Raw genomic sequence first — 22,528 nt, 5'->3', positions numbered from 1 at the left:
CTTTTAAGGGAGCAAGGCCGTTGCCCCAGGGGAATTCGATCGCGAAATTGAGAATCGCGGTGGAGTCACCAATGCCGCTACCAGCCATGATTATGCCCATTTTTTCATCACCACCGCAGCGCAATACCTCCAGGAAACCCTGCCCTACTTTGCCGAGATTCTCCTCCACGCCAGTATTGAAGATGAAGAATTTGTGCGGGAGAGAGAAGTGGTGGTTGAAGAAATTCGCTCTTGTCAAGACGATCCCGACTGGTTAGGCTTTCAGGCTTTGTGTGAAACAATTTACGGGGAATCAACCTACGGACGCTCAATTTTAGGTACAGAGGAACAAGTACGCGATCGCACTCCCAACCAAATGCGCTGTTTTCACAAAACCCACTACCAACCCGAAAACATGACCATTGCGATCGTGGGAGGAGTCGATCGCGAAACGGCGTTATCGTTAATTGGCGATACATTTACTGGGTTTACCATCCGTTCCGAATGTCCTCCTCGTACCTTCTGTCCCCAACCTATTTTAACAGAGATTCGCCGCACGGAGTTACGCTTACCTCGCCTCGAACAGGCTCGTTTAATGATGGCGTGGACGGCTTCTGGTATCGATCGCCTCGATGAAGCCGTCGGTTTGGATATGATATCGGTGTTATTGGGTTGTGGTCGATCGTCCCGTTTGGTGAGAGAATTGAGGGAAGAACAGCGTTTAGTCTGGGATATTGGCAGTGACTTTTCGTTGCATCGGGACTCAAGCCTATTGACGATTAATGCCGATTTAGAGGAGCAAAATCTAGAGGCTGTCGAAGGGAAAATCCGCGATCGCCTCGAACAATTGCAAACCGTGTCGATTTCCGAAAGTGAATTAAATCGAGTTAAACGCTTGTTGTTAAACGATTACGCCTTTTCCACGGAAACCCCTGGTCAACTGGCAGGATTGTACGGGTATTATAGTACGATCGCAACGGCAGAACTATCTGTCATCTATCCCCAACACATTCAAAAAATGCAGGCTTCAGAGTTACAGGCGATCGCCAAGCAATACCTCTCTCCCGACAAATACGCCGTTACGGTTATGAAACATCTGGGAGAGTAACCTTTGAAAAGGAACAAACAGGAAAATAATTCCCGATCGCTTATAATTCATAACTCATAATTCATAACTCATAACTCATAATGTCAACTCAACGCGCAACTTTAAACAATGGAATTACTGTTATTACGGTGGAAAATCCGACGGCGGATATTATTTCTGGTAGATTGTTTTTGAAGGCGGGAGGACGTTGGGAATTGCGGGAAAACGCGGGAATTTCTCATTTATTGGCAGCAGTAATGACAAAAGGGACGATTCATTTATCCTCAGTGGAAATCGCCGAAAAAATCGAATCCGTTGGGGCGGTGTTAGGGGCTGACGCATCCACAGACTATTTTTCCGTTGGTTTTAAAACCGTTACAGAAGATTTTCGGGAAATTTTTCAACTGGTGGGAGAAATTACGCGATCGCCGAGTTTTCCCTCAGAAGAAGTGGAACTGGAACAGTATTTAACGATACAAAATCTTCGTTCTCAGCAAGAACGCCCCTTTAATGTTGCCTTTAAGCAGTTACGGGAAGCCATGTACGGAGAACATCCTTATGGTACATCTATTTTAGGCACAGAAGAAACTGTCGAGAAATTGGGGCGCGATGACTTGCAACACTATCACCAAACCTTTTTTCGCCCAGATAATCTAGTTATTTCTCTCTCGGGGCGAATTAAACACGACGAGGCGATCGCGATCGTTACCGATGTTTTTGGAGATTGGCAAATTCCGAACACGCCTCTCCCGGAACTTATAATCCCTTTAGTTACCTCTCAACCCACTTCTAACAAAACGCCCCAAGATAGCCAACAGGCGATCGTCATGTTGGGCTATTTAACCCCATCTGTTCGCAAAGAAAAAGATTATACCGTCCTCAAACTCCTAAATACTTATTTAGGAAATGGTTTATCCAGCCGTCTTTTTGTCGAATTGCGGGAAAAACGAGGACTCGCTTATGATGTTTCTGCTTTTTATCCGACTCGTCTCGATACCTCCCAATTTGTAGTCTATATGGGCACCGCCCCAGAAAACACCGCGATCGCCCTCGAAGGACTGCATCAAGAGGTAAAGCGACTGGGAGAGGTTTTCCTCACCCCAGAAGACCTACAAGGGGCTAAAAATAAACTTTTGGGTCAATATGCCCTCGGTAAGCAAACCAACTCTGAAATTGCTCAAATGTTGGGCTGGTATGAAACAATAGAGGTGGGTATTGATTTTGACACTCAGTTTCAAGAGGCGATCGTAGACGTTACCCTAGAGCAAGCCCTAGAAACCGCACAGCGATACTTTGGTGGCGATCCTTATATTTCCTTGGTTGGACCAGAAGCCTTTATCGAGGCAATTAATTAAAATTACTGAGCAATTAATCATTAAATCATTATTAATCTTTATTCTTATTTCCCCGTTCTCGGGCAAATTGAATCAGTTGGTGAACCAGTTCAGGAAAAGGAATGCCAGTCGCATCCCAAAGGCGGGGATACATACTGGTGGCGGTAAAACCGGGAAGGGTGTTAATTTCATTAATGAAAATATCCCCCGTCGATTCAACATAGAAAAAGTCTACCCTGGCAAATCCAGTCGCATCAAGGGCAGCTAGGGCTTGAATGGACATTTCCCGAATCTGGTTTGCGACTTCCTCGGGGAGAGGGGCGGGAATTTTTAACCCTGCCAATCCTTCGGTATATTTAGTTTCATAATCATAGAAGTCGCTATTATAAGTGATTTCTCCAATAACCGAGGCTTTGGGGTCATCATTACCTAAAACCGCACACTCAACCTCACGAATTCCAGCGATGCCCGCTTCGATAATGACGCGGCGATCGTAGCTGGCGGCACTATCTAAAGCGGCTTCAAGTTCGCTGCGAGTCCTCACTTTAGCAATACCCACAGAAGAGCCTAAATTAGCAGGTTTGACAAAACAAGGATAGCCGATCGCCTCCTCAATTTTGTCGCAGAGTTTGGGAAAAACACAAGGATCTGACCAAATTTGCGATCGCGTCACTCCCATATATTTCACTTGCGGTAAACCCACATGGGCAAAAGCGACTTTCATCATGAGCTTATCCATACCCACAGAAGACCCTAGCACGCCACTCCCGACCCAAGCAACCTGCATGAGAGTGAGTAGCCCTTGGATGGTGCCATCTTCACCATTGGGACCGTGGAGGATGGGAAACCAAACATCCATTTGAGCCGCTTCTGGGGGGAATTGCCATAATTTAGCTGGGTTGGGGACTTCATCAAAGGGAAGGGGTTTGCCCGAGTCGAGAACCGTGCGGGATATTGCTGTATTCTGCCAAGTACCGTCCTTTTGAATGTAAAAAGGGTGGATATCGTAGCGATTTTGATTTTCGTCGCTACTGAGGGCATCGGCGATCGCGATCGCCGAACTTATTGAAACTTCATGTTCTCCAGACCGTCCGCCAAATAAAAGCCCAACCCGCAGTTTCGTCATAGTTTTATCATGTCAATACTCGCTAAAAACATGATAATCGATTGTTGTTCCTTGTTCATTACAAAAATGCCCAAATTAATCATTATCGGTCTTGACTGTGCGGAACCTTCTCTGATTTTTGAACGATGGCGAGACGATTTACCTCATTTATCTCAATTGATGACTAAGGGGACTTATGGGAAATTAGAAAGTTGTATTCCTGCCATTACCGTCCCCGCGTGGAACTGTATGATGAGCGGACGAGATCCCGGCGAACTCGGGATTTACGGCTTTCGCAACCGGGCCGATCGCAGTTATGGGAAAATGGCGATCGCCAATGGGAGTTTTGTGAAAGTGCCTCGCCTTTGGGATATTTTAGGGGATGCGGGATGGAAAGTGGCAGTATTGGGAGTACCGGGAACTTATCCTCCTAAACTGGTGAATGGGGTGTTAATCTCTTCCTTTCTCACCCCTGATACTCAAGCAGATTTTACCCATCCCTTGGGGTTAAAATCGCAAATTAGCAACCTTTTCGATCGCTATCTCTTCGATGTCCCAAATTTTCGCTCTCTCGACAAACATCGCATTCTCAAAGATATTTATACCCTGAGCAATCAAACTTTTAGTTTGGCAGCCTATTTATTAGCAGAATATCAACCGGATTTGATGACATTTGTAGAGATGGGAGTCGATCGCATTCATCATGCCCTTTGGAAACACATGGATCCTCGCCATCCTCTCCATGAAGCAAATTCTCCCTTGAAAGATGCCATTTTTGATTACTATCGTCATATTGATACTTGTATTGGCAAATTACTCTCGCACTGCGAAGAAGAAACGGCAATTTTAGTCGTTTCCGATCATGGAGGGCAGCCATTAATGGGAGGTTTTTGTTTAAATGAATGGCTCTATCGCGAAGGCTATCTCGTGTTTAAACAGCCGCCTAATTCGCCAACTTCTCTCGATGAGTGCGAAGTGGATTGGAGTAAAACTAAAGTTTGGGGTGCGGGGGGATATTATGGTAGAATTTTTATGAATGTTTTAGGACGAGAACCAGAAGGGACAATCCCTTTAGCAGAATATGAACAAGTGCGATCGCAATTAGCAGAAAAACTAGAAGCAATATGCGATCCCGAAGGTAAATCTTTAGAAGTTAAGGCTTTTAAACCGCAACAAATTTATCAACGAGTGCGAGGAATTGCTCCAGATTTAATTGTTTATTTGCAAAACATGGCATGGCGATCGGTGGGGACAGTGGGGGTTAATTCTCTTTATACTCTCGAAAATGATACGGGTCCCGATGATGCCAACCACTCCCCTCAAGGAATGTTTATTTTTTACGATCCTCAAAATCCAGGAGAGGGGAAATATTGGCAAGATGCTAGTATTTACGACATTTTACCTACACTTTTAGCACGCTATCAGATTACGGCTCCTCCAAAATTACGAGGTCAATTATTAGCTTGGTAATTAAAGGGATAAGGAAAGAAGGACATCTCAGATTTGTCAATCTATCATTCAGTTAATAGCAGAAAACTTGCAGATTACCGAACCAGTATTTTGCTTGTTCGGTAATTGTAACTACAATGGAAAGAAAGCAAACGCAAACAGGTAGGGTGGGGACATGAAACGCATTGTTTTAATTACAGGGTTTGAGACCTTTAACGCAGATTTGTATCGAAAAGCCGCAAATTTGGCGCGATCGCGGTGTCCCGAGTTGGAAATCTTTACTTTTAGCGATCGCGATCTCGCTACCCAACCGGATACTGTTACAGAATCTCTCAAAAATGCCGATGTTTTCTTTGCCAGTCTCCTCTTTGATTACGAACAGGTTATCTGGTTGCGAGAAAGAGTGCAAGAGATTCCTATTCGCCTTGTTTTTGAGTCTGCTTTGGAGTTAATGAGTTTGACGAAATTGGGGAAATTTGCGATCGGAGATAAACCGAAAGGAATGCCTAAACCGATTCAATTCATTCTCAGTAAGTTTTCAAGCGGACGCGAAGAAGATAAACTGGCAGGATATATTAGTTTTCTCAAAATAGGTCCAAAACTCCTCAAATTTATTCCCGCGAAAAAAGTTCAAGATTTGCGAAACTGGCTGATTATTTACGGCTATTGGAATGCAGGAGGACTGCAAAATGTTGCTTCTCTCTTTTGGACGTTAGGGGAGAAATACCTTAATTTAAAAATTGGTGAAATTCCCGCCCCCATTGAAACACCAAATATGGGACTTTTACATCCCGATTATAATGGTTATTTTGAATCACCACAGAACTATATTAATTGGTACATTAACGATCGCCCATCTGTAGGGACGTTGTATGCAACGTCCCTACATCGATCGCCTGTTATTGGTATTCTTCTTTATCGAAAGCACGTTATCAGTCAACAGCCTTATATTCCTCAATTAATCCGTAAATTTGAAGAAAAAGGACTCATTCCCTTACCAATTTTTATTAACGGGGTTGAAGGTCATGTTGCCGTAAGAGATTGGATGACGACGGCAGACGAACAAAAAAATAAACCCAAAAATCCTACATTATCTCAAGATGCCGTAGAAGTTAATGCGATCGTTTCTACGATTGGTTTTCCCCTCGTGGGAGGACCTGCGGGATCGATGGAAGCAGGACGACAAATTGAAGTTGCACGGCGCATTCTCACCTCAAAAAATGTTCCTTATATTATTGCTGCACCGTTACTAATTCAAGATATTTACTCGTGGACGCGACAGGGGATCGGCGGACTGCAAAGTGTTGTTCTCTATGCTTTACCGGAATTAGATGGCGCGATCGATACTATTCCATTAGGAGGATTAGTCGGTGAAGATATTTATCTGGTACCTGAAAGAGTGAACCGTTTAATCGGCAAAGTAAAAAATTGGATTCAATTAAAACAAACTCCCCCAGAAAAACGAAAAATTGCAATTCTTCTTTACAACTTTCCACCTGGATATGGAGCAACAGGAACAGCCGAACTTTTAAATGTTCCTAAAAGCCTTTTAAATCTACTCAAATCTATACAAAAACAAGGTTATGATGTGGGAGAATTACCCGAAGAAGGAGAAGCATTAATCGATCGCGTCAAAAAAGAAGACGAAAATACAAACACTCCTCACAGAGTGAACATCAAAACCCTAGAACAATGGTTAGGATATCTTTTAACAACCCGAATTGAAAAACAATGGAATAATCTCAAAGATACTGGAATTAAAACCTTTGGCGATGATTTTCTCCTGGGTGGTATACAATTGGGAAATGTTTGGATTGGCGTACAACCTCCTTTAGGCATTTCTGGCGATCCCATGCGCTTAATGTTTGAAAAAGATTTAACGCCCCATCCTCAATATGCTGCCTTTTATAAGTGGTTACAAAATGATTTTCAAGCCTCAGCAGTAGTTCATTTTGGAATGCACGGAACAGTCGAATGGTTGCCAGGATCGCCATTAGGAAATACGAGCTATTCTTGGTCGGATATTTTGTTGGGAAACTTGCCAAATTTATATATTTATGCTTGTAATAATCCCTCAGAATCAATTTTAGCAAAACGTCGGGGTTATGGTGTTCTCATTTCTCATAATGTACCGCCTTATGGTCGTGCAGGATTGTATAAAGAGTTAACAGTATTACGAGAATTAATTGCTGAATATCGAGAAGATCCAGAGAAAAATCAGCTTCTCAAAGAGGCAATTTGCCAGAAAATTGTTGATTCGGGAATTGATTCTGACTGCACTTTTGCAGAGGGAGAAAAATTAGGGATTGCTTTTACACTGGAAAATGCAAAATTGTTTAGCAAAAACGCATTAAATCAATATTTTGTCAAGGTGTATGAGTATCTACAAATTGTTGAACAGCGTCTCTTTTCTTCCGGCTTACATACCTTGGGAGAGAATCCTTCTTTTGAGATATTGCGATCGTATTTAGATGCGTATTTTGGCGAGTTTTATTTTCCCGAAGAGACAATGCAAGGGATTTATGAGGGACAGGAAGGCGATCGCCTCCTCAAAGCAGCAGAATATTGGCATCTCAAACAGAAAACTCACCTCCCAGAAGATTTTCCACAAAAGCTAGAAGAAGCCTTACAAATTCGCCATCTACTCATGCAAACAGAAGACGAATTAAACAACTTATTACGAGGGTTAAATGGAGAGTATATTCCTGCCGCACCAGGAGGGGATTTATTACGCGATGGTGTCGGTGTATTGCCGACTGGAAGGAATATTCACGCCTTAGACCCCTATCGAATGCCCTCTCCCGCAGCTAATGCGAGAGGACAAGAAATCGCCCGTAAGATTATCCAACAAAACTTGGACGAAAAGGGAACATATCCCGAAACCGTCGCGGTGATGTTATGGGGATTAGATACGATTAAAACCAAGGGAGAATCTTTAGGAATTTTACTCGAATTAGTGGGGGCTAAACCTGTTAAGGAAGGGACGGGAAGGATCGTCCGCTACGAGTTAAAATCTTTGGCAGAAATTGGACATCCTCGCATTGATGTGCTAGGTAATTTATCTGGTATTTTCCGCGATAGTTTTGTTAATATTATTGAACTGTTAGACGACCTGTTTCAACGGGCAGCAAATGCGGAGGAATCTGAGGAACAAAATTACATTCGCAAACACGCTTTAGAACTGCAAAAACAAGGTGTAGAAAACCCCTCTGCACGCTTATTTTCTAATCCTGCGGGAGATTTTGGTTCTTTAGTGAACGATCGCGTCGTGGATGGCAATTGGGACTCTGGGGATGAGTTAGCGCAGACATGGGAAAGCCGTAATGGGTTTAGTTATGGACGCAAGGATAAGGGAGAAGCAAGACCGGAAGTTTTGCAACAATTATTGGGGAAATGCGATCGCATCGTCCAAGAAATTGACTCGGTAGAATATGGTTTAACGGATATTCAGGAATATTACGCCAATACAGGTGCGTTGAAAAAAGCAGCAGAAAAGCGCAGTGGGAAGAGGGTAAATGCGAGTTTTGTGGAGAGTTTCTCTAAGGATACCACCCCGCGCAAATTAGAAGACCTGTTACGCTTAGAATACCGTACTAAGCTATTAAACCCCAAATGGGCGCAGGCAATGGCGGATCAGGGGAGTGGGGGTGCCTACGAAATCTCTCAGCGCATGACGGCCCTGCTGGGTTGGGGAGGGACCACCGATTTTACTGATGAGTGGGTGTACGACCAAGCAGCCGATACCTATGCGTTGGATGCAGAGATGGCAAAACGCTTGCAAGAAGCGAACCCAGAAGCCTTTCGTAATGTTGTCGGGCGTATGTTAGAGGCAAATGGCCGGGGCTTTTGGGAACCCAATGAAGATAAGTTACAAAAGTTACGGGATTTATACGATCGCATTGATGAAGATATCGAAGGGGTTAAAGTTTGATAGTGGGTTGAATTGAAACAATACGATCTAGCGATCGTTTTAGGAAGTTGTTGTGGGGATTAACTGCACATGAGGATAAGCAAGAATATTACCGTCTTTAGTCATTAACGAACAACCATAAACTCTTGCTGTCGCAACAATAATCCTATCCGCAGGGTCTTTATGAAATTCTCCCGGTAAGGTATAAGATTCAACAGCGATCATAGGGGAAATAGGAATCAAAAAATATGAGTATCAAGAATAATCATTGCTTATCCATATCCCATTCATCAACAGGAAGTCCAGACTCTTCGGGAGTTCCATAGAAAATAAAAGGTTTAGTCCCAGCCAAAGCAGTCTGGCGATCGCGCTTAGTTTCAGGCTCTTTAATTAGAGAACTCAGCTTTTCTGGGATGACTTCATTGAGGATTTCTGAAGCTAGAGCTTCGACAGACATCTGTTTAAAAGCGGCTGCTTTAATTAAAATCTGTTGAGCTTCTTGGCTAAGACGAATACTTGTACCGATCATGGTTAGATATCCAAAATACACGCTCTTCATACTATAACCTATCCTCATCATTGAATAGTAAACATTCCCTCTTGCTTAAATCAAAGATTAAATTTGGTAATTATGATAGCGATCGCCTATAATCGAAAAAGAGAAGCAATCGAGGGGGAGTTAGTTGATGCAAACAATCCTTTTAAGCCATGAGGAAGTCGGAAAAATTGCCAAACAGCTTTATGAAAGCAAAATTCGAGAGCAAGTTGAATCGGAAGATAATATTGGCAAAATGGTGATTATCGACGTTACTACAGGTCACTATGAAGTTGATAAAAACGGTTTGCAAGCAGCAGAAAATCTGAGCAAGAATAATCAAAATGCTAGACTTTTTGGAATTCGCATCGGATATAATGTTGCGGCTTCTTTTGGTGGTATGATGGAGCGTATTATCAAGTGATTTCTGGAATTGTTAATGATGGACACGCGATCGTTGTCGTACAATTTCGTTTTTCAGATCGTCCGGATATACCAATTGAGTTTGTTGTCGAATTTCTAAACAATTTGTTTAAGATCGATCGCGGTTTGATTTAATTTCTCTGTTTCCTGTCGAGTTTGACTGGCTCCTGTTGCAGTTTCTCTGACTCCGCGATCGATCGCATCCACCGCATCGATCGCCACCCGAATAGCTTCAACTTGCTGACGCACATTCATAGCAATTTGTTGATTATTCAAAACCACATCATTGACGGCATTTTTCACTTCACTAAATGCCAAATCTGTCGATCGCGCAATTTTAACCCCTTCTTCTACCGTGCGATCGCCTTCCTTGACCACTCGAACAACGATATTAATTTCCTTGTTAATATTTGTCACAATACCATTAATGCGATCGGCAGATTCTTTGCTTTGGTCGGCTAATTTTCGGATTTCTACTGCTACCACAGAAAACCCTTTACCATGTTCCCCTGCATGAACTGCTTCTACAGAAGCATTTAAGGCTAAAAGATTGGTTTGATTGGCAATTTCAGAGACTAATTGAGAGATTTTGCCGATTTCATTGGTTTTTTGATTTAAAGTTGCAATTTGTTTGGCGATCGCATCTACTTTCTCTCGGACTTCAGACATTTTGAAAATGTTTTCTTCCACAGAACGATTGCCACTTTCTGTCATTTCTAAGGCTTTTTGGGCGGAAATTAAAGATGATTGCGCTTGCTCCTCTGACTGACGCGAAACGATACCCAGATCGTCCATAATAACCTTAGTTTGATTCGTAGAAGTTGATTGATCTGTCGAGATTCTTTCTTGGCCGATCGTCGTCGTGAGAATTTCGTGACAAGCTGTTACAACGCGATCGCTTAATTGTTTGATAAGATTGCTTAATTGTTGAATTTTAGTCACTCCGATGGCCAATGCAAGCGCTAGAGAAGAAAGAATCACCAAACTAGCAACCCATCTAAAATGAGCAATCGGTTGAAAAACAATCGCTTTGGGAACGAGATAAATAATCTTTAAAGATGCTCCCGTTTTTTCATTGAGAACCACCGTATCAAAACTAATTAATTTGTCAGTTTCGCGATCGATATAGCCGCGATCGCTCTCTAAAATTTGCTTGGCAATGCTTTCAGAATAATCTTGAGAAAAATTATCATCGCGTTCTAGATCGAAGCCCCATTCTTTGTTAGAATCAGGATGATAAACATAATATCCATCTTGATTAATAACAAAAATTTCTGTATTCTTATCTTTATTTTCATTTCTAATAAAATCAACTAAACGTTTTGCCGATACATTGACAATAATTAACCCTTGACGATTGCCCGCAGGATCGAAAATAGGAGTCGAATAACGAATTACTAACTTATAGGGGTATTCAATAGCTCCTCTTTCTTGATTAAGGTTAACAGGACTGGCATAGACTGCTCGTTCTGATAATTGCATTGTATCTTGGAAATAAGGACGATCTGCTTTATTTTGTAACTGCGATCGCGGAATAATATTAATTTTATTATCTTCAGAATCGACTCTAACAAATTCATCCCCCTTTTCATCAATATAGCGCAGACTAAAATAGTAAGACTTTGATTCTAACTTTGAGGAAAAAATCTCACTAAGTCGCTTCTGCCACTGTTCAAAAGTTGAACTATTCTCAGTATCAACGCCTTCATTTGCTTCAGCACGAATCATCCCTTGAATGGGAGGAACTTTGCTTAAGAATAAAACATCATTTTCAATTCCTTCTAAAAATGTAGTTACTTTCTCTTTACGATCTGTAACTCGATTTTGTTCTTGAATAGTGGCAACTTTTGAGAGAGCATTTGTTGAAGAATAAATCCCATAAATCCCAACAACCAACACGGGAATTGAGGTGCTTCCTACTAATAAAACTAATAACTGAAATTTAATTGTACCAAAAAATTTATTTAACATTGCTAACTATTAAACGTCGAGAATTTTCTCTAGCGCGAGTAAATCTTACTGGCTCAACCAGGCGATCGCGCTTCTAATCCATTCCTCAGATGCAGGATTTTTCAACAATTGCGCGTCGGTACTTAAAACAGAAAGCGCTTGTTGAATTTCCTCATTTTCATATCCTAATGCAAGGAGAGTCATTTCTACATCTTCTTGAATTTCCGATGAGGGTCCTACAGAAGAAGTTGCAAGAGAAATTCCCGCAGCTTGTCGCCATTGTGACAGTTTTGTTTTTAATTCTAAAGCAATGCGTTCGGCAGTTTTTTTGCCTACACCAGGAGTTTTTGCCAGAAGATGAGTATTTTCGGTCACGATCGCCTGCACCAACTCTGTTAATCCGAGGGTATCAATTAAGGCGATCGCCAGTTGTGCGCCAATGCCGCTAACCCCGATCAATTGACGAAATAAATCGCGTTCGGCTGCAGCAGAAAAACCATATAAAATCAAATTATCCTCGCGAACTTGTTGATGGGTAAATACTTGCGTTACTTCTTCCGTACCGATGGGAATTTGCCTGGCTAAACGGGATGTTATTTGTATTTCGTAACCAATATCGTTGGTTTCAACCACTAAAATAACGCGCTTGTTGAGGGTTTTGGTCAAGGCGATCGCTTTTCCTCTGAGATAACTAATCATTAGGAGTAGGGAGTAGGGAGTAGGGAATCAATTATTGATAATTGCTTTTCAGTTCTTTTATAGAAAAGAGAGTCTTAAATTTTAATCCTTCTGACTCGTATAATTGTTGTCCACCTTGTTCGCGATCGACTAAAGCGACGATCCATTCAACCGTATATCCTGCATCGCGCAAGCGTTGTACTGCTAACAAAGCCGATTTGCCTGTTGTAACAACATCTTCTAAAACGACGACTTTGGCACCCGCTTTCAAACTAGGACCTTCAATATAAGCCTTTGTACCATGTCCTTTCGCTTCTTTACGAATAATCAGACCGGGAATAGGAGCATTTTCCAAAGCAGAAATCAGACTAACAGCAGTGACGATCGGATCTGCACCTAATGTCAATCCCGCTACAGCTTGCGTCTCCTCGGGAAGCTGAGTAAATAACAATTTTCCGATCGCCAATGCGCCTTCTGCTTTCAAGGTCACTGGCTTGCAGTTAATATAATAGCTGCTGCGCTGTCCGGAAGAAAGTACAAAATCTCCCTCTTTATAGGCGTATTGTACCAATAATTCGAGTAAAGTTTGGCGAAGGGCTTCTGTATTTGCGTTCATCGGTTTTATGGGGATAGCTAATCGGTAATGGTACTAGGTAATCGGTAAATTGTATCCTCTCCCTCTGTTCCCTCTCCCTCTATTACCTATTGCCTATTGCCTGTTCCCTGTTCCCTCCCCCTTGCCTGTTCCCTGTTCCCTTTTGCCCGAATGCGACAAGAGGAGCGTAATAAGATATACTTTATTAGAAAAAAGTTGCGAAATGTTAAGGAAAAAACCGGAATGACTGCTCAAATTCAATTTTCTAGAGGCATTGTTGAAGAAGAAGTGCCTAATGTCCGTTTAACGCGAGCTAAGGATGAAAGCAGTGGGACTGCAACATTCTACTTTGAAAATCCCAAAATTCTTGCACCTGACTATAACGACGATATTACAGGGTGTTATCTCATTGATGAAGAAGGGGAAATCGTTACACGGGAAGTTAAAGCCAAATTTATCAATGGGAAAGCCGTCGGAATTGAAGTCTTATTAATCATGCGATCTTCTGAAGAATGGGATCGCTTTATGCGCTTCATGGAACGTTATGCTGAAGAACAAGGATTAGAATTTACTGGCAGTCAAAAATAGGGGAAACAGGAGAAGAGGAGGAAGCAAACTTGATTTTTTTGATTAGAACTTACGCATTAGCGGGCAAGATGCCCGCACTACCATAACAATAGAATACGGGAGTGGGAGCGTCTCGCTCCCTAGCTGCGTAAGTTCTATTGATCTTTCATCCTTTATCTTCTCCTAGTTATCAACTATCAACTATCAACTATCAACTCTTAAATGTCTCCTCATCCAGATATTAAACCTCGTTCTATTGGTTGTGCTGTGGTCACTGCAAGCGATACTCGCACTCCTCAAAGCGATCGCAGTGGCCAACTCATTCAGGAGTTACTACAAGCGCAAGGTCATCGTATTGAGGCATATCAAATTGTTAAAGATGAACCCGAACAAATCTTAGAACAAGTCCAAATGCTGTGCGATCGCCTTAATATCGAGGTTCTTATTTTTAATGGTGGGACGGGAATTGCTCCCAGGGATACAACCTATGACGCTCTAGCAGGTATCCTAGAAAAAACACTTCCCGGTTTTGGAGAAATTTTTCGTTATTTAAGTTATCAAGAGATTGGCTCGAGGGCGATCGCCTCCCGTGCTGTTGCAGGTATTTATCGCCAACGCTTAATTTTTTCCCTACCCGGATCGAGTAATGCTGTGAAGTTAGCGATCGACAAACTTATCTTACCTGAACTGATTCACCTCGTTACTCAGGTTCGCGGTTCTTCTTTGTGAATTAAAATTGCAATAGAGAAAGAGAGACTATAGCCTCTCTCTCTCAAGTATGCTCAAGTTACATCAAATCCTGATGATTAACTATAATTTGAGAATGCAAGTATTGCCCTCCTACAGTTGGGTTTACCGAGGTAGGGGTGTATTGCCCAGATCCTTGCAATATTTGCGTTTAACCACCCGTATGCCGAACCCCGCGATAGGTGAGTTGGTCCGAGTGTTTAACCCGTGCTTGCTTATTATGCCAAGTAATATTAGCGCCGCGATATTTTCCTTCTACAGTAACATCGGTAGCCGGGATGATATGAGTATGAGCCGTGTAGCTGTGTCCGCGATAAAAGAGTTTCATGGCCTTCGCCTCCATTCTAAATGTGTAGTTTCTACTTAGATTTGAGGCGCGTTCCTTCGGGTTACTACCCTACTTCCGTCCCGATTTTCTGAAAATTGGGTTCTCTAAAACTGGGATGAACGATTTATTTGTGTTCTGTATCAATTATTACAGTTTATTTTCGAGTTTGTCAAGGGGGAGAAGCAAAAATTTTCTTTTTTTCCCCATTTAATCCCCCGATCGCCCGATCGCCACAGCATGAACCCAGTCTTGATAATGGCGATCGCGATTTTCCGTAATTGCGACGAGTTTCTCCTGCAATTGGGTGGTAATAGGCTTTTCTGAGGGCAATTCGTAATTCTCGATGCGTTTGACTGGGGCAATTTTCGCGGCGGTTCCGCTTAAGAAAACTTCATCAGCGATGAGGAGTTCAGATTTATCGATCGCCCGTTCTACAACGGGAATTCCCATATCTTTAGCTAAAATGAGAATACTATCGCGGGTAATTCCTTCTAAAACATCCTGATCTAATCCTGGGGTAATTAATTCCCCTCTGCGAATCATGAAAATATTCATCCCCGAGGCCTCACAGACTTTGCCTTGAGAATTCATTAAAATCGCTTCATCAAAGCCAGATTCAACGGCTTCAGTTTTAGCTAAAGAAGAGGTAATATAGGCAGCGCTAATCTTCCCTCGTAAAGGAAAAGAGCGGTCTTCTTGACGATACCAAGAACTAAAACGACAGGTTACGCCATCGGGAGATAAATAATCTCCTAAAGCTAAACCATAGACAAAAAAGTTTTTTTCAACTTTATGAAGTCGCGGTGCAATTCCTAAGCCGGAAGTATAAACAAAAGGACGAATATAACAAGAAACTTGAGGTTTATTTTGTTGAATGAATTCGACCAAAATATGTTTAATCTTATCGGCAGGTAAATCGTACTGTAAAAACTTGGCACTCTGGGAAAGGCGCTGACAGTGGCGATCTAAGCGAAAAAGGAGGATGCGATCGGAGTCATTGGGATCGGGAATGGCTCGCATCCCAGCAAAAGCTCCAGTTCCGTAGTGCAGAGCGTGGGTCGCTATGGAAATATTAGCTTCTGCAAAAGGAACAAATTTGTTTTCAAAGTAGGCGATGGGAAGGAAATCGTGCATAGTTTTTTCAGGCAAGGGGAAAAAGTCGTTTGATAACTATAAGCGAGTTGTATGGTTTCGTCAAATTCACTTTATTCATGCCTTAGCAAGGGATTTCAGGACTCAAACAATCTCAATATTTCTTTATCTAAAGACTCTCAAACAATTAGATTTTCTAAACTTTGTGATTTTTTGTGATTTTCCGGAAACTGGGGGGAATTCTAAAGAATGACGATAAAAATGGCTTGAAATTGCCGCAATAATTTTCAGGGTAGCAACAGACAACGCGGCGCGATCGCAATCTTATTTCTCATAAGGATTAAGGTTGCAAGGTTCTACAAAAAATTAATCCTGTCATCTCTAGGCTCCTAATAACTCAAATGAAGAGAATATTTGCTATTTCCCTCGGTTTGGCAACCATAGGGGGAGGGATCGTTTGGTCTTCTTTGGCGATCGCCGGAACTCCTGCTAAAAAAGTTATCACAACCGTTCCTCAAAGTGAGGTTTCTGCCCTTCGCACCCATCGCGGTATGGCTTCTTGGTACGGTCCCGGTTTTCATGGCAATCGCTGTGCTAATGGCGAAGTTTACAATCAATATGGGTTAAGTGCGGCACATCGCACCCTTCCCTTTGGCACGCAAGTACGAGTCACTAATCTTAACAATAATCGTGCTGTGGTAGTTCGCATCAACGATCGCGGTCCTTTTATCAGGGGACGAATTATCGATCTTTCTCAAGGTGCCGCACAAGCGATTGATATGGTTGCTTCTGGGGTTGCTCCTGTAAAAGTTGAAGTACTGGAAGAGTAATCAGATTATGCCCCCTAGTCCCCCAAATCTGAGGGGAATCAAAATCCCGATCGCCCATCAACTATCAACTATCAGCTATCAACTATCAACTGTTTTTCGACCCAATGGCGATCGAAAATTGCGTGATAAATGCGGTTATTGACTTTCAGTTGTCCGTCTTTGGCGATCGCCAAACCCGAGAGGAGTAATTCTTGTTCTATCTCGCTATGGGTGCTGGGAACTTCCTCATCAAGTAGAATTTGCTGATAGAGGGTCAGGAGTTCTTGACGGCGATCGCTTTTGAGAACGCGATCGCGAACAGTTTTTAAATGTTCGGGATCGTCTTTCGCTTCCCAATTTTTGAGGACATTTTCCTGTATTAAATCCTCCATCCATTGTTTTTCGCCATTGATAGGAATTTCAGATTTAGCGCTGCGAATAAAGTTACACACTTTTTGCGTTAAGAAAGGCTGTCCTCCAGTCCAATTAATAATTTCTTTTAACATCGTTTGAGGACTATTAACTTTATCGGATAATCCATAAAGAAGCGGTTGCGCTTCATTCACCTTAAAGCCCTCTAGGTGAATGGGACGACCGATATTAAAAGGAGTTCTCTGAGGATCGCTAATCAAGTTGGAGGGCGTTGCGGCTCCAAAAAGAGCAAAAGTTAAACGCTGATAATTAGGGTCGATCGCCCGTTGGTTGTAGCAAGAACGAACTAAAGCAAAAAAGTCATTCACCGGGAAACTTAACCCCAAAACGCAATCGATTTCATCTAAAAAGATAATCAATTTGGCAGGTTCATTCTCTTCATCTTTGACCTCCACCAAGAGAACTTCTTCGATGAATTGCATCAGTCGCTGGGGGGCGGGAATATCGACGCGATCGCTCCACCAGGCTTTCAATTTAACTTTCTTGAGTAAGCGAAAACTCCGCCACAGTTCCGTAGCCAGTCCTTTATACCATTGGTCGGGGGTGGTATTTTCGCTGCCGATACGGGTCAGATCGAGGGCAATGCAGCGATAGCCTTCGTTTTGGAGGCGTTTGAGGAGACGCACCATCAGGCTAGATTTACCCATCTGCCTGGCGTTGAAAGTGTAGCAGAATTCACCAGACCGCATGGCTTTGTAAATGTGGCGATCTGCGGAACGAACGACGTAGGTGGGGGCATCAACGTTCAAACTACCCCCGATTTGATAATCGAAGGTTTCGGCTTGTTCGTCGCTTTTGAGGAGGTCGTTTTCGAGTTTGAGTTCCGCTTGAGTCTGTTTCAGAACTTCGACAGTTTGGGAGAGTTCGACGGTACGATCTTCGACTTTTTGTTCTAGGGTGCGATTATATTCTTCGAGGCGATCGTAAAGACGGGCATTTTCGATGGAAATTGCGGCTTGTGCGGAAAGAGTTTGTAGGAGTTCTACGCGATCGCTTGTAAAAGCATTCGTTGTCAGATTATTTTCGAGGTAGAGAATACCGCTAACGTGACTTTGGTGAATAAGAGGGGTGCAGAGGATGGATTTGGCTTGGGTAGAGATGATATAGGGGTCGTTGGTAAAGTCTCCCTTCTGGCAAGCATCATCTAAAATGACGTTCTCTTCAAGGCGAGCCACATAATTGACAATGGCTGAGGAAAGTAGAGGGTTTGTTGTTTGTTCTTCGGTTTCGATGGGAATAGATTGTAATACTTTTGTCTCGTTCTCATTAATATTTCCTTCAGCCTCAATGAACCATTTTTCATCGTGTTCTAGAATTAAAAACCCTTTTTGCGCCCCTGCATTAGCAATGGCAATTTTCATTAAGTTGGCGAGTAAGTTTTTGAGGACGATTTCTTTAGAGAGAGTTTCTGAGGCTCTAATGACGGTTTCAATATCTAGAGATTTAGCAGATCGCCCGGAGGTAGTTGTAATGGATGTTCTCGTAACATCAACCGACTCGGAGGAGTTCGAGGTAAACCATTGAGGATACTTTTCTTCTAAGTCTTCGACTTTACGTTTTGCACCCCAGATTTGATAGCCTTGACGAGCTTTTCTCATATAGAGTTTGGCAAAGTCTTCTTTTCCTCGCGCCAGCCAAAATTTGGCGGCGAGTTCGTTGCCTAATGCTTCATTTTGAATGAATTCGTGTTCTTTTGCAGATTCAATGGCGCGATCGTAGAGTTCCATTGCTTCTTGCCATTCTCCAGAAATACGAGCCATTTCTGCGGCGACGAGGAGATATTTATGGAGGAAGTTTGCTTCGCAGCGATCGCTCCACTCTTTCATTTGTTTTTGGTTGGTTTCGATTTGCTGCCAGTATTCTTTTTGTTCTTCTGGTGATGCTTCGGGATAATGAGCAATGAGGGTTAAGGAGTAATAAAAGTTGTGTTTGGCAATGGATATTGTAGCTGGAATGTAGTCAAATAACTTGGCTGATTGTTCTAATAAAGCTAATTGTACGAACGATCCGTACAAATACAGAGATTGAGCTTTCAGAATCTGATAAAAACATAGTGCAGCCATTATTTGAGTTTGTTCGCAATTACTCAAATAACTAGATTCAGATAGTTCGGCTAGGTCAAAACAAAATTTCTCTCGGCTTTCACCAATTAAATTTTTGAGAATTATTTTAGCTGCTGATATACAACTAATTGTCCATTGATTTTGAGTTTCTTTACCAAAATCAATACCTCTATCAACTTCTTTTAGTAGTATTTCTAGATTTTTTCCTTGATAGATAAGACTATATAATTTATAGGTTAAAGTATAACCTAAAACCTGTAAATCACCAACTTGTAAACTTGCATTAATTCCCTCATCACTAATTTTTTCAGAGAATTTAATATGGGTCAACCAAGGCATAGTCATATTTCCATGAAGCTGACAGGCTACTCCTTTAGAAGCTAAATTATTATACTTATCGGACAACTTCATACTAAGAGAGCCAAACTCATAGCCTGTTCGATATTCTTTAAGAGCATGAGTATTAATAACACCAAAGAAAGTATAGGCCATTGGAGACATAGGTATATGCCCATATTTAATGTTAAGGTTTACCATCTTGCTACCAACAACATACATTAATATTGGATCTAATATCCAAGCTGCAGGGAAAATGCGAGACAATATTTTGAAAATTGCTCTGTATTTTAATAGCTCCATCTCAGAATTATTGTATAATGCTGAGATGGAGGAATCCCCTAGATTTCTACGATATTCAACTAATTCTTGTTCAAATGCAGTTTGGAAATTTTCTGTTGGTAAATCACTACCGAGTAATTGAAGGGAAGCTCGTCCTAATTCGATAGCTTCTTTTACATTTCCTTGTAATGTAGATTGAACAATTTTTTGATAATAAAACTCTGCACTGTCGAGAGGATTCTTTACTCGCTCGATAGATAATTGAAGTAATACTTGAGATTCTTGAAAATTTCCATTAAGATACTCAATTTCTGCAAGTTCTTTATAAAGATCGAGTGCCATTTCATAATCTTCTTGCCAAATATCCCCAGGAAATTTATTTCGGACGATCCGAATATAATCTTTTGCAGAGGTATAAGCAATGGATTCTTTTGCTTTTTTGCCTGCATCTAAATTAATTTTTAAAACTTTTATTTTCTCGTTTTTATCTTTAATAAATTCAAACCCTTTGTTCAAATGATCTATGAGAGTAAAAATTTTCTCTTGCTGTTCATCACCATCAAAGTTTGTAAGTAATAATCGACCAATCTGAAGGTGAATAATTTTCCCAGAATCGCTATCTATGAGAGTATAAGCTGCCTGTTGGATGCGATCGTGCCGAAACTTATAATTTTGAATCACCAAAGCCGATTCAATCAGTTCTTTTAAGTTTATTTCTAGCTCTGAAATCGGTTGAACTAAACCTTGTTGTATGGCTGGTAAAATATCTGAAAAAGTTTCCGCAGGAGATTTTTCATAAACAATTGAGAGAGTATTGAGATCAAAATGATTGCCAATACAAGACCCTAAGCGCAATACTTTCTGTGTTTCCTCTGGCAATTTTCTCAACTTTCCAAGCATCAAATCAACAACATTATCGGTAATATCTAAGGCTTGGATTTGAGATATATTCCATTCCCAATATCGGCGATCGCGATTGAAAGTTAAGAGATTTTCTTGATCGATTGTCTTTAGAAATTCATTAATGAAAAAAGGATTTCCTGAAGTTTTTTGTAAGATCGACTCTGTTAGAGAGGCAACGCTTTCACGATCGCGATGTAGCGTTTCTACAAGGAGTTGAGTAATATCATCCGATCCTAGTGGTGTTAAGAGAATCTGGTTAACGATCGCGCCTTTTTCCCTTAAGCGATCGATCGCTACTATTGTTGGATGATTGGCATCAACTTCATTATCTCGATAGGCACCCAGCAAAAATAAAGATTCGATTTGGCGATCGCTCATAATTAACTCTATCAGTCTTAGCGTACCAAAATCTGCCCATTGCAGATCGTCCAAAAAGATGACTAAAGGATGCGATCGCTGGCAAAATACTCGGATGAAATTCTGAAAAACTTGATTGAAGCGATTTTGAGCTTGTTTAGGTTCTAGAGATTGAATGGAATGTTGAGAACCGATAATTTGTTCGATTTCGGGTATTATATCAACAATAACTTGTCCGTTAATTCCCAAAGCTATTTTTAGTTTTTCTCGCCACTGATTTAATTGAGCTTCGCTTTCTGTCAACAACTGTCGCACGAGGGATTGAAGGGCAGAAACAATGGCAGAATAAGGAATATTGCGCTGAAATTGGTCGAATTTTCCCGCAATAAAATAGCCGCGTTGTTGAGAGAGGGGTTTGTAAAGTTCCTGAATCAGTGCTGTTTTTCCAATACCAGAATACCCTCCTACTAACATCATTTCAACGCGATTTTGAGTGGTAGCTATTTCTATTTCATCAGATTGGGTAACTCTGCGAAATATCGAGAGTAATTGTTCTATTTCTGACTCTCGACCGTAGAGCTTTTGTGGGATTTGTAATTCCTCGACGAGATCGTAGCGAGCAAGGGGAAATTCAGCGATTTTTCCAGTTTGCTCTAACTGGAGGCGACATTCTTCTAAATCAGCTTTCAACCCTAAAGCACTTTGATAGCGCTCTTCTGCTGTTTTAGCTAGCAACTTCATCACGATTTGAGAGAGCGTTGTGGGAATTTCTGGCTCAATTTTATGAGGAGGGATGGGGTCTCGGGCGATATGGCAATGAACCAATTCTAGGGCATCTCGGGTATCAAAGAGTAGTTGTCGAGTGAGTATTTTGTAAAAAGTTGCTCCCAGAGAATAAAAATCCGCTCTGTAATCGAGAGATCGATTCATTCTCCCTGTTTGTTCAGGAGCCATATATGCCAATGTTCCTTCTAAAACATTGGGATTTTTAATGAAGGGATTTTCTTGGGCAAAGAGAGTGGAAATACCAAAGTCAATAATCTTGACTTGCCCAGTTTCGGAATTCACAAGAATATTAGCCGGATTAATATCCTTGTGAATAATACTGTTCCTATGAATTTCTTCGAGGGTTTCGGCAATTTGAATAGCAATCTGAAGAAATTCTAAAAGTGTAAAACCACGAGATTGCAACAATAGATCGAGAGATTGACCGCCAAAATCTTCTAGAACAATGGCAAGTGTATTTTCATAAGGAAGGAGAGCGTAGGCAGAGATCGCACCCTTAATATCAAGAGAGCTAGTGATCTCATATTCTTGCTTATATCGCGTCAGTTCGGAAGGATTCGGATAGTCTTGTTTGAGAACCTTGAGGATGACGGTGCGATCGTCTGTGTCAGATTTTGCACGATAAACCAAGGAGTTCGCACTGTCGTAAATTCTGGCAATAATTTTATGACCCGATATCGTACTCATATCCTTATAACTTTGTGTTTGCTCTACGGTCTGATAAAGTTATAGCCCATTATATGCAAGATCGTTTAAAAAAGAGGCAAGAAAACTGTTCCTG

Annotated in this window: 16 protein-coding genes, 1 pseudogene and 1 riboswitch; of the genes and pseudogenes, 8 read left to right on the top strand and 9 right to left on the bottom strand. The window is 41.6% G+C overall.

Annotation, left to right across the window (positions count from 1 at the left end; genetic code table 11):
* Window positions 1-46 precede the first annotated feature (46 nt).
* Entirely contained in the window at window positions 47-1,087 is a 1,041-nt protein-coding gene (locus VB714_RS18305) for a pitrilysin family protein (RefSeq protein ID WP_323226094.1), read from the top strand.
* A gap of 80 nt (window positions 1,088-1,167) precedes the next feature.
* Entirely contained in the window at window positions 1,168-2,421 is a 1,254-nt protein-coding gene (locus VB714_RS18300) for a pitrilysin family protein (RefSeq protein WP_323226093.1), read from the top strand.
* Window positions 2,422-2,452: 31 nt separating this feature from the next.
* Here the strand turns inward: VB714_RS18300 and VB714_RS18295 are convergent, their stop codons facing one another.
* A complete protein-coding gene (locus tag VB714_RS18295) occupies window positions 2,453-3,526 on the bottom strand; it encodes a D-alanine--D-alanine ligase family protein (protein ID WP_323226092.1) in 1,074 nt (357 codons plus the stop codon).
* A 66-nt stretch (window positions 3,527-3,592) separates the two neighbouring features.
* Here VB714_RS18295 and VB714_RS18290 point away from each other — a divergent pair, with 66 nt between their 5' ends.
* The gene (locus VB714_RS18290) at window positions 3,593-4,975 is read left to right on the top strand and encodes an alkaline phosphatase family protein (protein WP_323226091.1); all 1,383 of its coding nucleotides are present in this window, start codon (window positions 3,593-3,595) and stop codon (window positions 4,973-4,975) included.
* 154 nt (window positions 4,976-5,129) lie between these two features.
* Window positions 5,130-8,885 (top strand): magnesium chelatase subunit H, encoded by a 3,756-nt coding sequence (bchH, locus tag VB714_RS18285; protein WP_323226090.1) that lies wholly within the window; start codon window positions 5,130-5,132, stop codon window positions 8,883-8,885.
* Between the two features lie 39 nt (window positions 8,886-8,924).
* Here bchH and VB714_RS18280 read toward each other — a convergent pair whose 3' ends face one another.
* Window positions 8,925-9,107 carry a PIN domain-containing protein gene (locus tag VB714_RS18280; RefSeq protein ID WP_323226089.1) on the bottom strand — a complete coding sequence of 61 codons (183 nt, stop codon included), beginning with the start codon at window positions 9,105-9,107 and terminating at the stop codon, window positions 8,925-8,927.
* Between the two features lie 22 nt (window positions 9,108-9,129).
* Window positions 9,130-9,393 (bottom strand): hypothetical protein, encoded by a 264-nt coding sequence (locus tag VB714_RS18275; protein WP_323226088.1) that lies wholly within the window; start codon window positions 9,391-9,393, stop codon window positions 9,130-9,132.
* A gap of 157 nt (window positions 9,394-9,550) precedes the next feature.
* Here VB714_RS18275 and VB714_RS18270 point away from each other — a divergent pair, with 157 nt between their 5' ends.
* Entirely contained in the window at window positions 9,551-9,823 is a 273-nt protein-coding gene (locus VB714_RS18270) for a hypothetical protein (RefSeq protein ID WP_323226087.1), read from the top strand.
* A 95-nt stretch (window positions 9,824-9,918) separates the two neighbouring features.
* On the opposite strand, the gene VB714_RS18265 is transcribed toward VB714_RS18270, so the two are convergent.
* Genes VB714_RS18265 through pyrE form a run of 3 tightly spaced genes read right to left on the bottom strand, consistent with a single transcriptional unit; the run spans window position 9,919 to window position 13,066 of the window.
* Window positions 9,919-11,793, bottom strand: coding sequence for a methyl-accepting chemotaxis protein (locus VB714_RS18265; RefSeq protein WP_323226086.1), 1,875 nt, complete (start codon window positions 11,791-11,793; stop codon window positions 9,919-9,921).
* Window positions 11,794-11,838: 45 nt separating this feature from the next.
* On the bottom strand, window positions 11,839-12,471 hold the full coding sequence (ruvA, locus tag VB714_RS18260; RefSeq protein WP_323226085.1) for a Holliday junction branch migration protein RuvA: 633 nt from the start codon (window positions 12,469-12,471) through the stop codon (window positions 11,839-11,841).
* 31 nt (window positions 12,472-12,502) lie between these two features.
* Window positions 12,503-13,066, bottom strand: coding sequence for an orotate phosphoribosyltransferase (pyrE, locus tag VB714_RS18255; protein ID WP_323226084.1), 564 nt, complete (start codon window positions 13,064-13,066; stop codon window positions 12,503-12,505).
* Between the two features lie 222 nt (window positions 13,067-13,288).
* On the opposite strand from pyrE, the gene psb28 reads away from it, so the two are divergent.
* Together psb28 and VB714_RS18245 are read left to right on the top strand one after the other, a co-directional pair.
* Entirely contained in the window at window positions 13,289-13,633 is a 345-nt protein-coding gene (psb28, locus tag VB714_RS18250) for a photosystem II reaction center protein Psb28 (protein WP_323226083.1), read from the top strand.
* Between the two features lie 201 nt (window positions 13,634-13,834).
* Window positions 13,835-14,341 carry a MogA/MoaB family molybdenum cofactor biosynthesis protein gene (locus tag VB714_RS18245; protein WP_323226082.1) on the top strand — a complete coding sequence of 169 codons (507 nt, stop codon included), beginning with the start codon at window positions 13,835-13,837 and terminating at the stop codon, window positions 14,339-14,341.
* Between the two features lie 169 nt (window positions 14,342-14,510).
* Here the strand turns inward: VB714_RS18245 and VB714_RS18240 are convergent, their stop codons facing one another.
* Together VB714_RS18240 and VB714_RS18235 are read right to left on the bottom strand one after the other, a co-directional pair.
* Window positions 14,511-14,687: a DUF4278 domain-containing protein gene (locus VB714_RS18240; protein ID WP_323226081.1), complete on the bottom strand. Its 177-nt coding sequence runs from the start codon at window positions 14,685-14,687 to the stop codon at window positions 14,511-14,513.
* A 45-nt stretch (window positions 14,688-14,732) separates the two neighbouring features.
* A riboswitch (Glutamine riboswitch) is annotated at window positions 14,733-14,811 on the bottom strand.
* Between the two features lie 83 nt (window positions 14,812-14,894).
* Complete coding sequence (locus VB714_RS18235) at window positions 14,895-15,821, bottom strand: branched-chain amino acid transaminase (RefSeq protein ID WP_323226080.1); 927 nt, start codon at window positions 15,819-15,821, stop codon at window positions 14,895-14,897.
* Window positions 15,822-16,261: 440 nt separating this feature from the next.
* Between VB714_RS18235 and VB714_RS18230 the strand changes: the two are divergent.
* A pseudogene (locus tag VB714_RS18230) lies at window positions 16,262-16,609 on the top strand (septal ring lytic transglycosylase RlpA family protein); the annotation flags it as partial.
* A gap of 71 nt (window positions 16,610-16,680) precedes the next feature.
* Here the strand turns inward: VB714_RS18230 and VB714_RS18225 are convergent.
* Window positions 16,681-22,434 (bottom strand): AAA family ATPase, encoded by a 5,754-nt coding sequence (locus VB714_RS18225; RefSeq protein WP_323226078.1) that lies wholly within the window; start codon window positions 22,432-22,434, stop codon window positions 16,681-16,683.
* Between the last annotated feature and the right edge of the window lie 94 nt (window positions 22,435-22,528).

This window comes from Spirulina sp. 06S082 (genome assembly GCF_034932145.1).
Taxonomy (GTDB): domain Bacteria; phylum Cyanobacteriota; class Cyanobacteriia; order Cyanobacteriales; family Spirulinaceae; genus CCY15215.
This window is presented reverse-complemented; position numbering and strand designations above follow the sequence as displayed.

What these genes read in the sequence shown, in the direction of transcription:
- VB714_RS18300 (WP_323226093.1), top strand. Translation starts at nt 1,168, where the DNA reads ATGTCAACTCAACGCGCAACTTTAAACAATGGAATTACTGTTATTACG.
- VB714_RS18295 (WP_323226092.1), bottom strand. Translation starts at nt 3,526, where the DNA reads ATGACGAAACTGCGGGTTGGGCTTTTATTTGGCGGACGGTCTGGAGAA.
- VB714_RS18290 (WP_323226091.1), top strand. Translation starts at nt 3,593, where the DNA reads ATGCCCAAATTAATCATTATCGGTCTTGACTGTGCGGAACCTTCTCTG.
- bchH (WP_323226090.1), top strand. Translation starts at nt 5,130, where the DNA reads ATGAAACGCATTGTTTTAATTACAGGGTTTGAGACCTTTAACGCAGAT.
- VB714_RS18275 (WP_323226088.1), bottom strand. Translation starts at nt 9,393, where the DNA reads ATGATCGGTACAAGTATTCGTCTTAGCCAAGAAGCTCAACAGATTTTA.
- VB714_RS18270 (WP_323226087.1), top strand. Translation starts at nt 9,551, where the DNA reads ATGCAAACAATCCTTTTAAGCCATGAGGAAGTCGGAAAAATTGCCAAA.
- VB714_RS18265 (WP_323226086.1), bottom strand. Translation starts at nt 11,793, where the DNA reads ATGTTAAATAAATTTTTTGGTACAATTAAATTTCAGTTATTAGTTTTA.
- ruvA (WP_323226085.1), bottom strand. Translation starts at nt 12,471, where the DNA reads ATGATTAGTTATCTCAGAGGAAAAGCGATCGCCTTGACCAAAACCCTC.
- pyrE (WP_323226084.1), bottom strand. Translation starts at nt 13,066, where the DNA reads ATGAACGCAAATACAGAAGCCCTTCGCCAAACTTTACTCGAATTATTG.
- psb28 (WP_323226083.1), top strand. Translation starts at nt 13,289, where the DNA reads ATGACTGCTCAAATTCAATTTTCTAGAGGCATTGTTGAAGAAGAAGTG.
- VB714_RS18245 (WP_323226082.1), top strand. Translation starts at nt 13,835, where the DNA reads ATGTCTCCTCATCCAGATATTAAACCTCGTTCTATTGGTTGTGCTGTG.
- VB714_RS18240 (WP_323226081.1), bottom strand. Translation starts at nt 14,687, where the DNA reads ATGAAACTCTTTTATCGCGGACACAGCTACACGGCTCATACTCATATC.
- VB714_RS18235 (WP_323226080.1), bottom strand. Translation starts at nt 15,821, where the DNA reads ATGCACGATTTCCTTCCCATCGCCTACTTTGAAAACAAATTTGTTCCT.
- VB714_RS18225 (WP_323226078.1), bottom strand. Translation starts at nt 22,434, where the DNA reads ATGAGTACGATATCGGGTCATAAAATTATTGCCAGAATTTACGACAGT.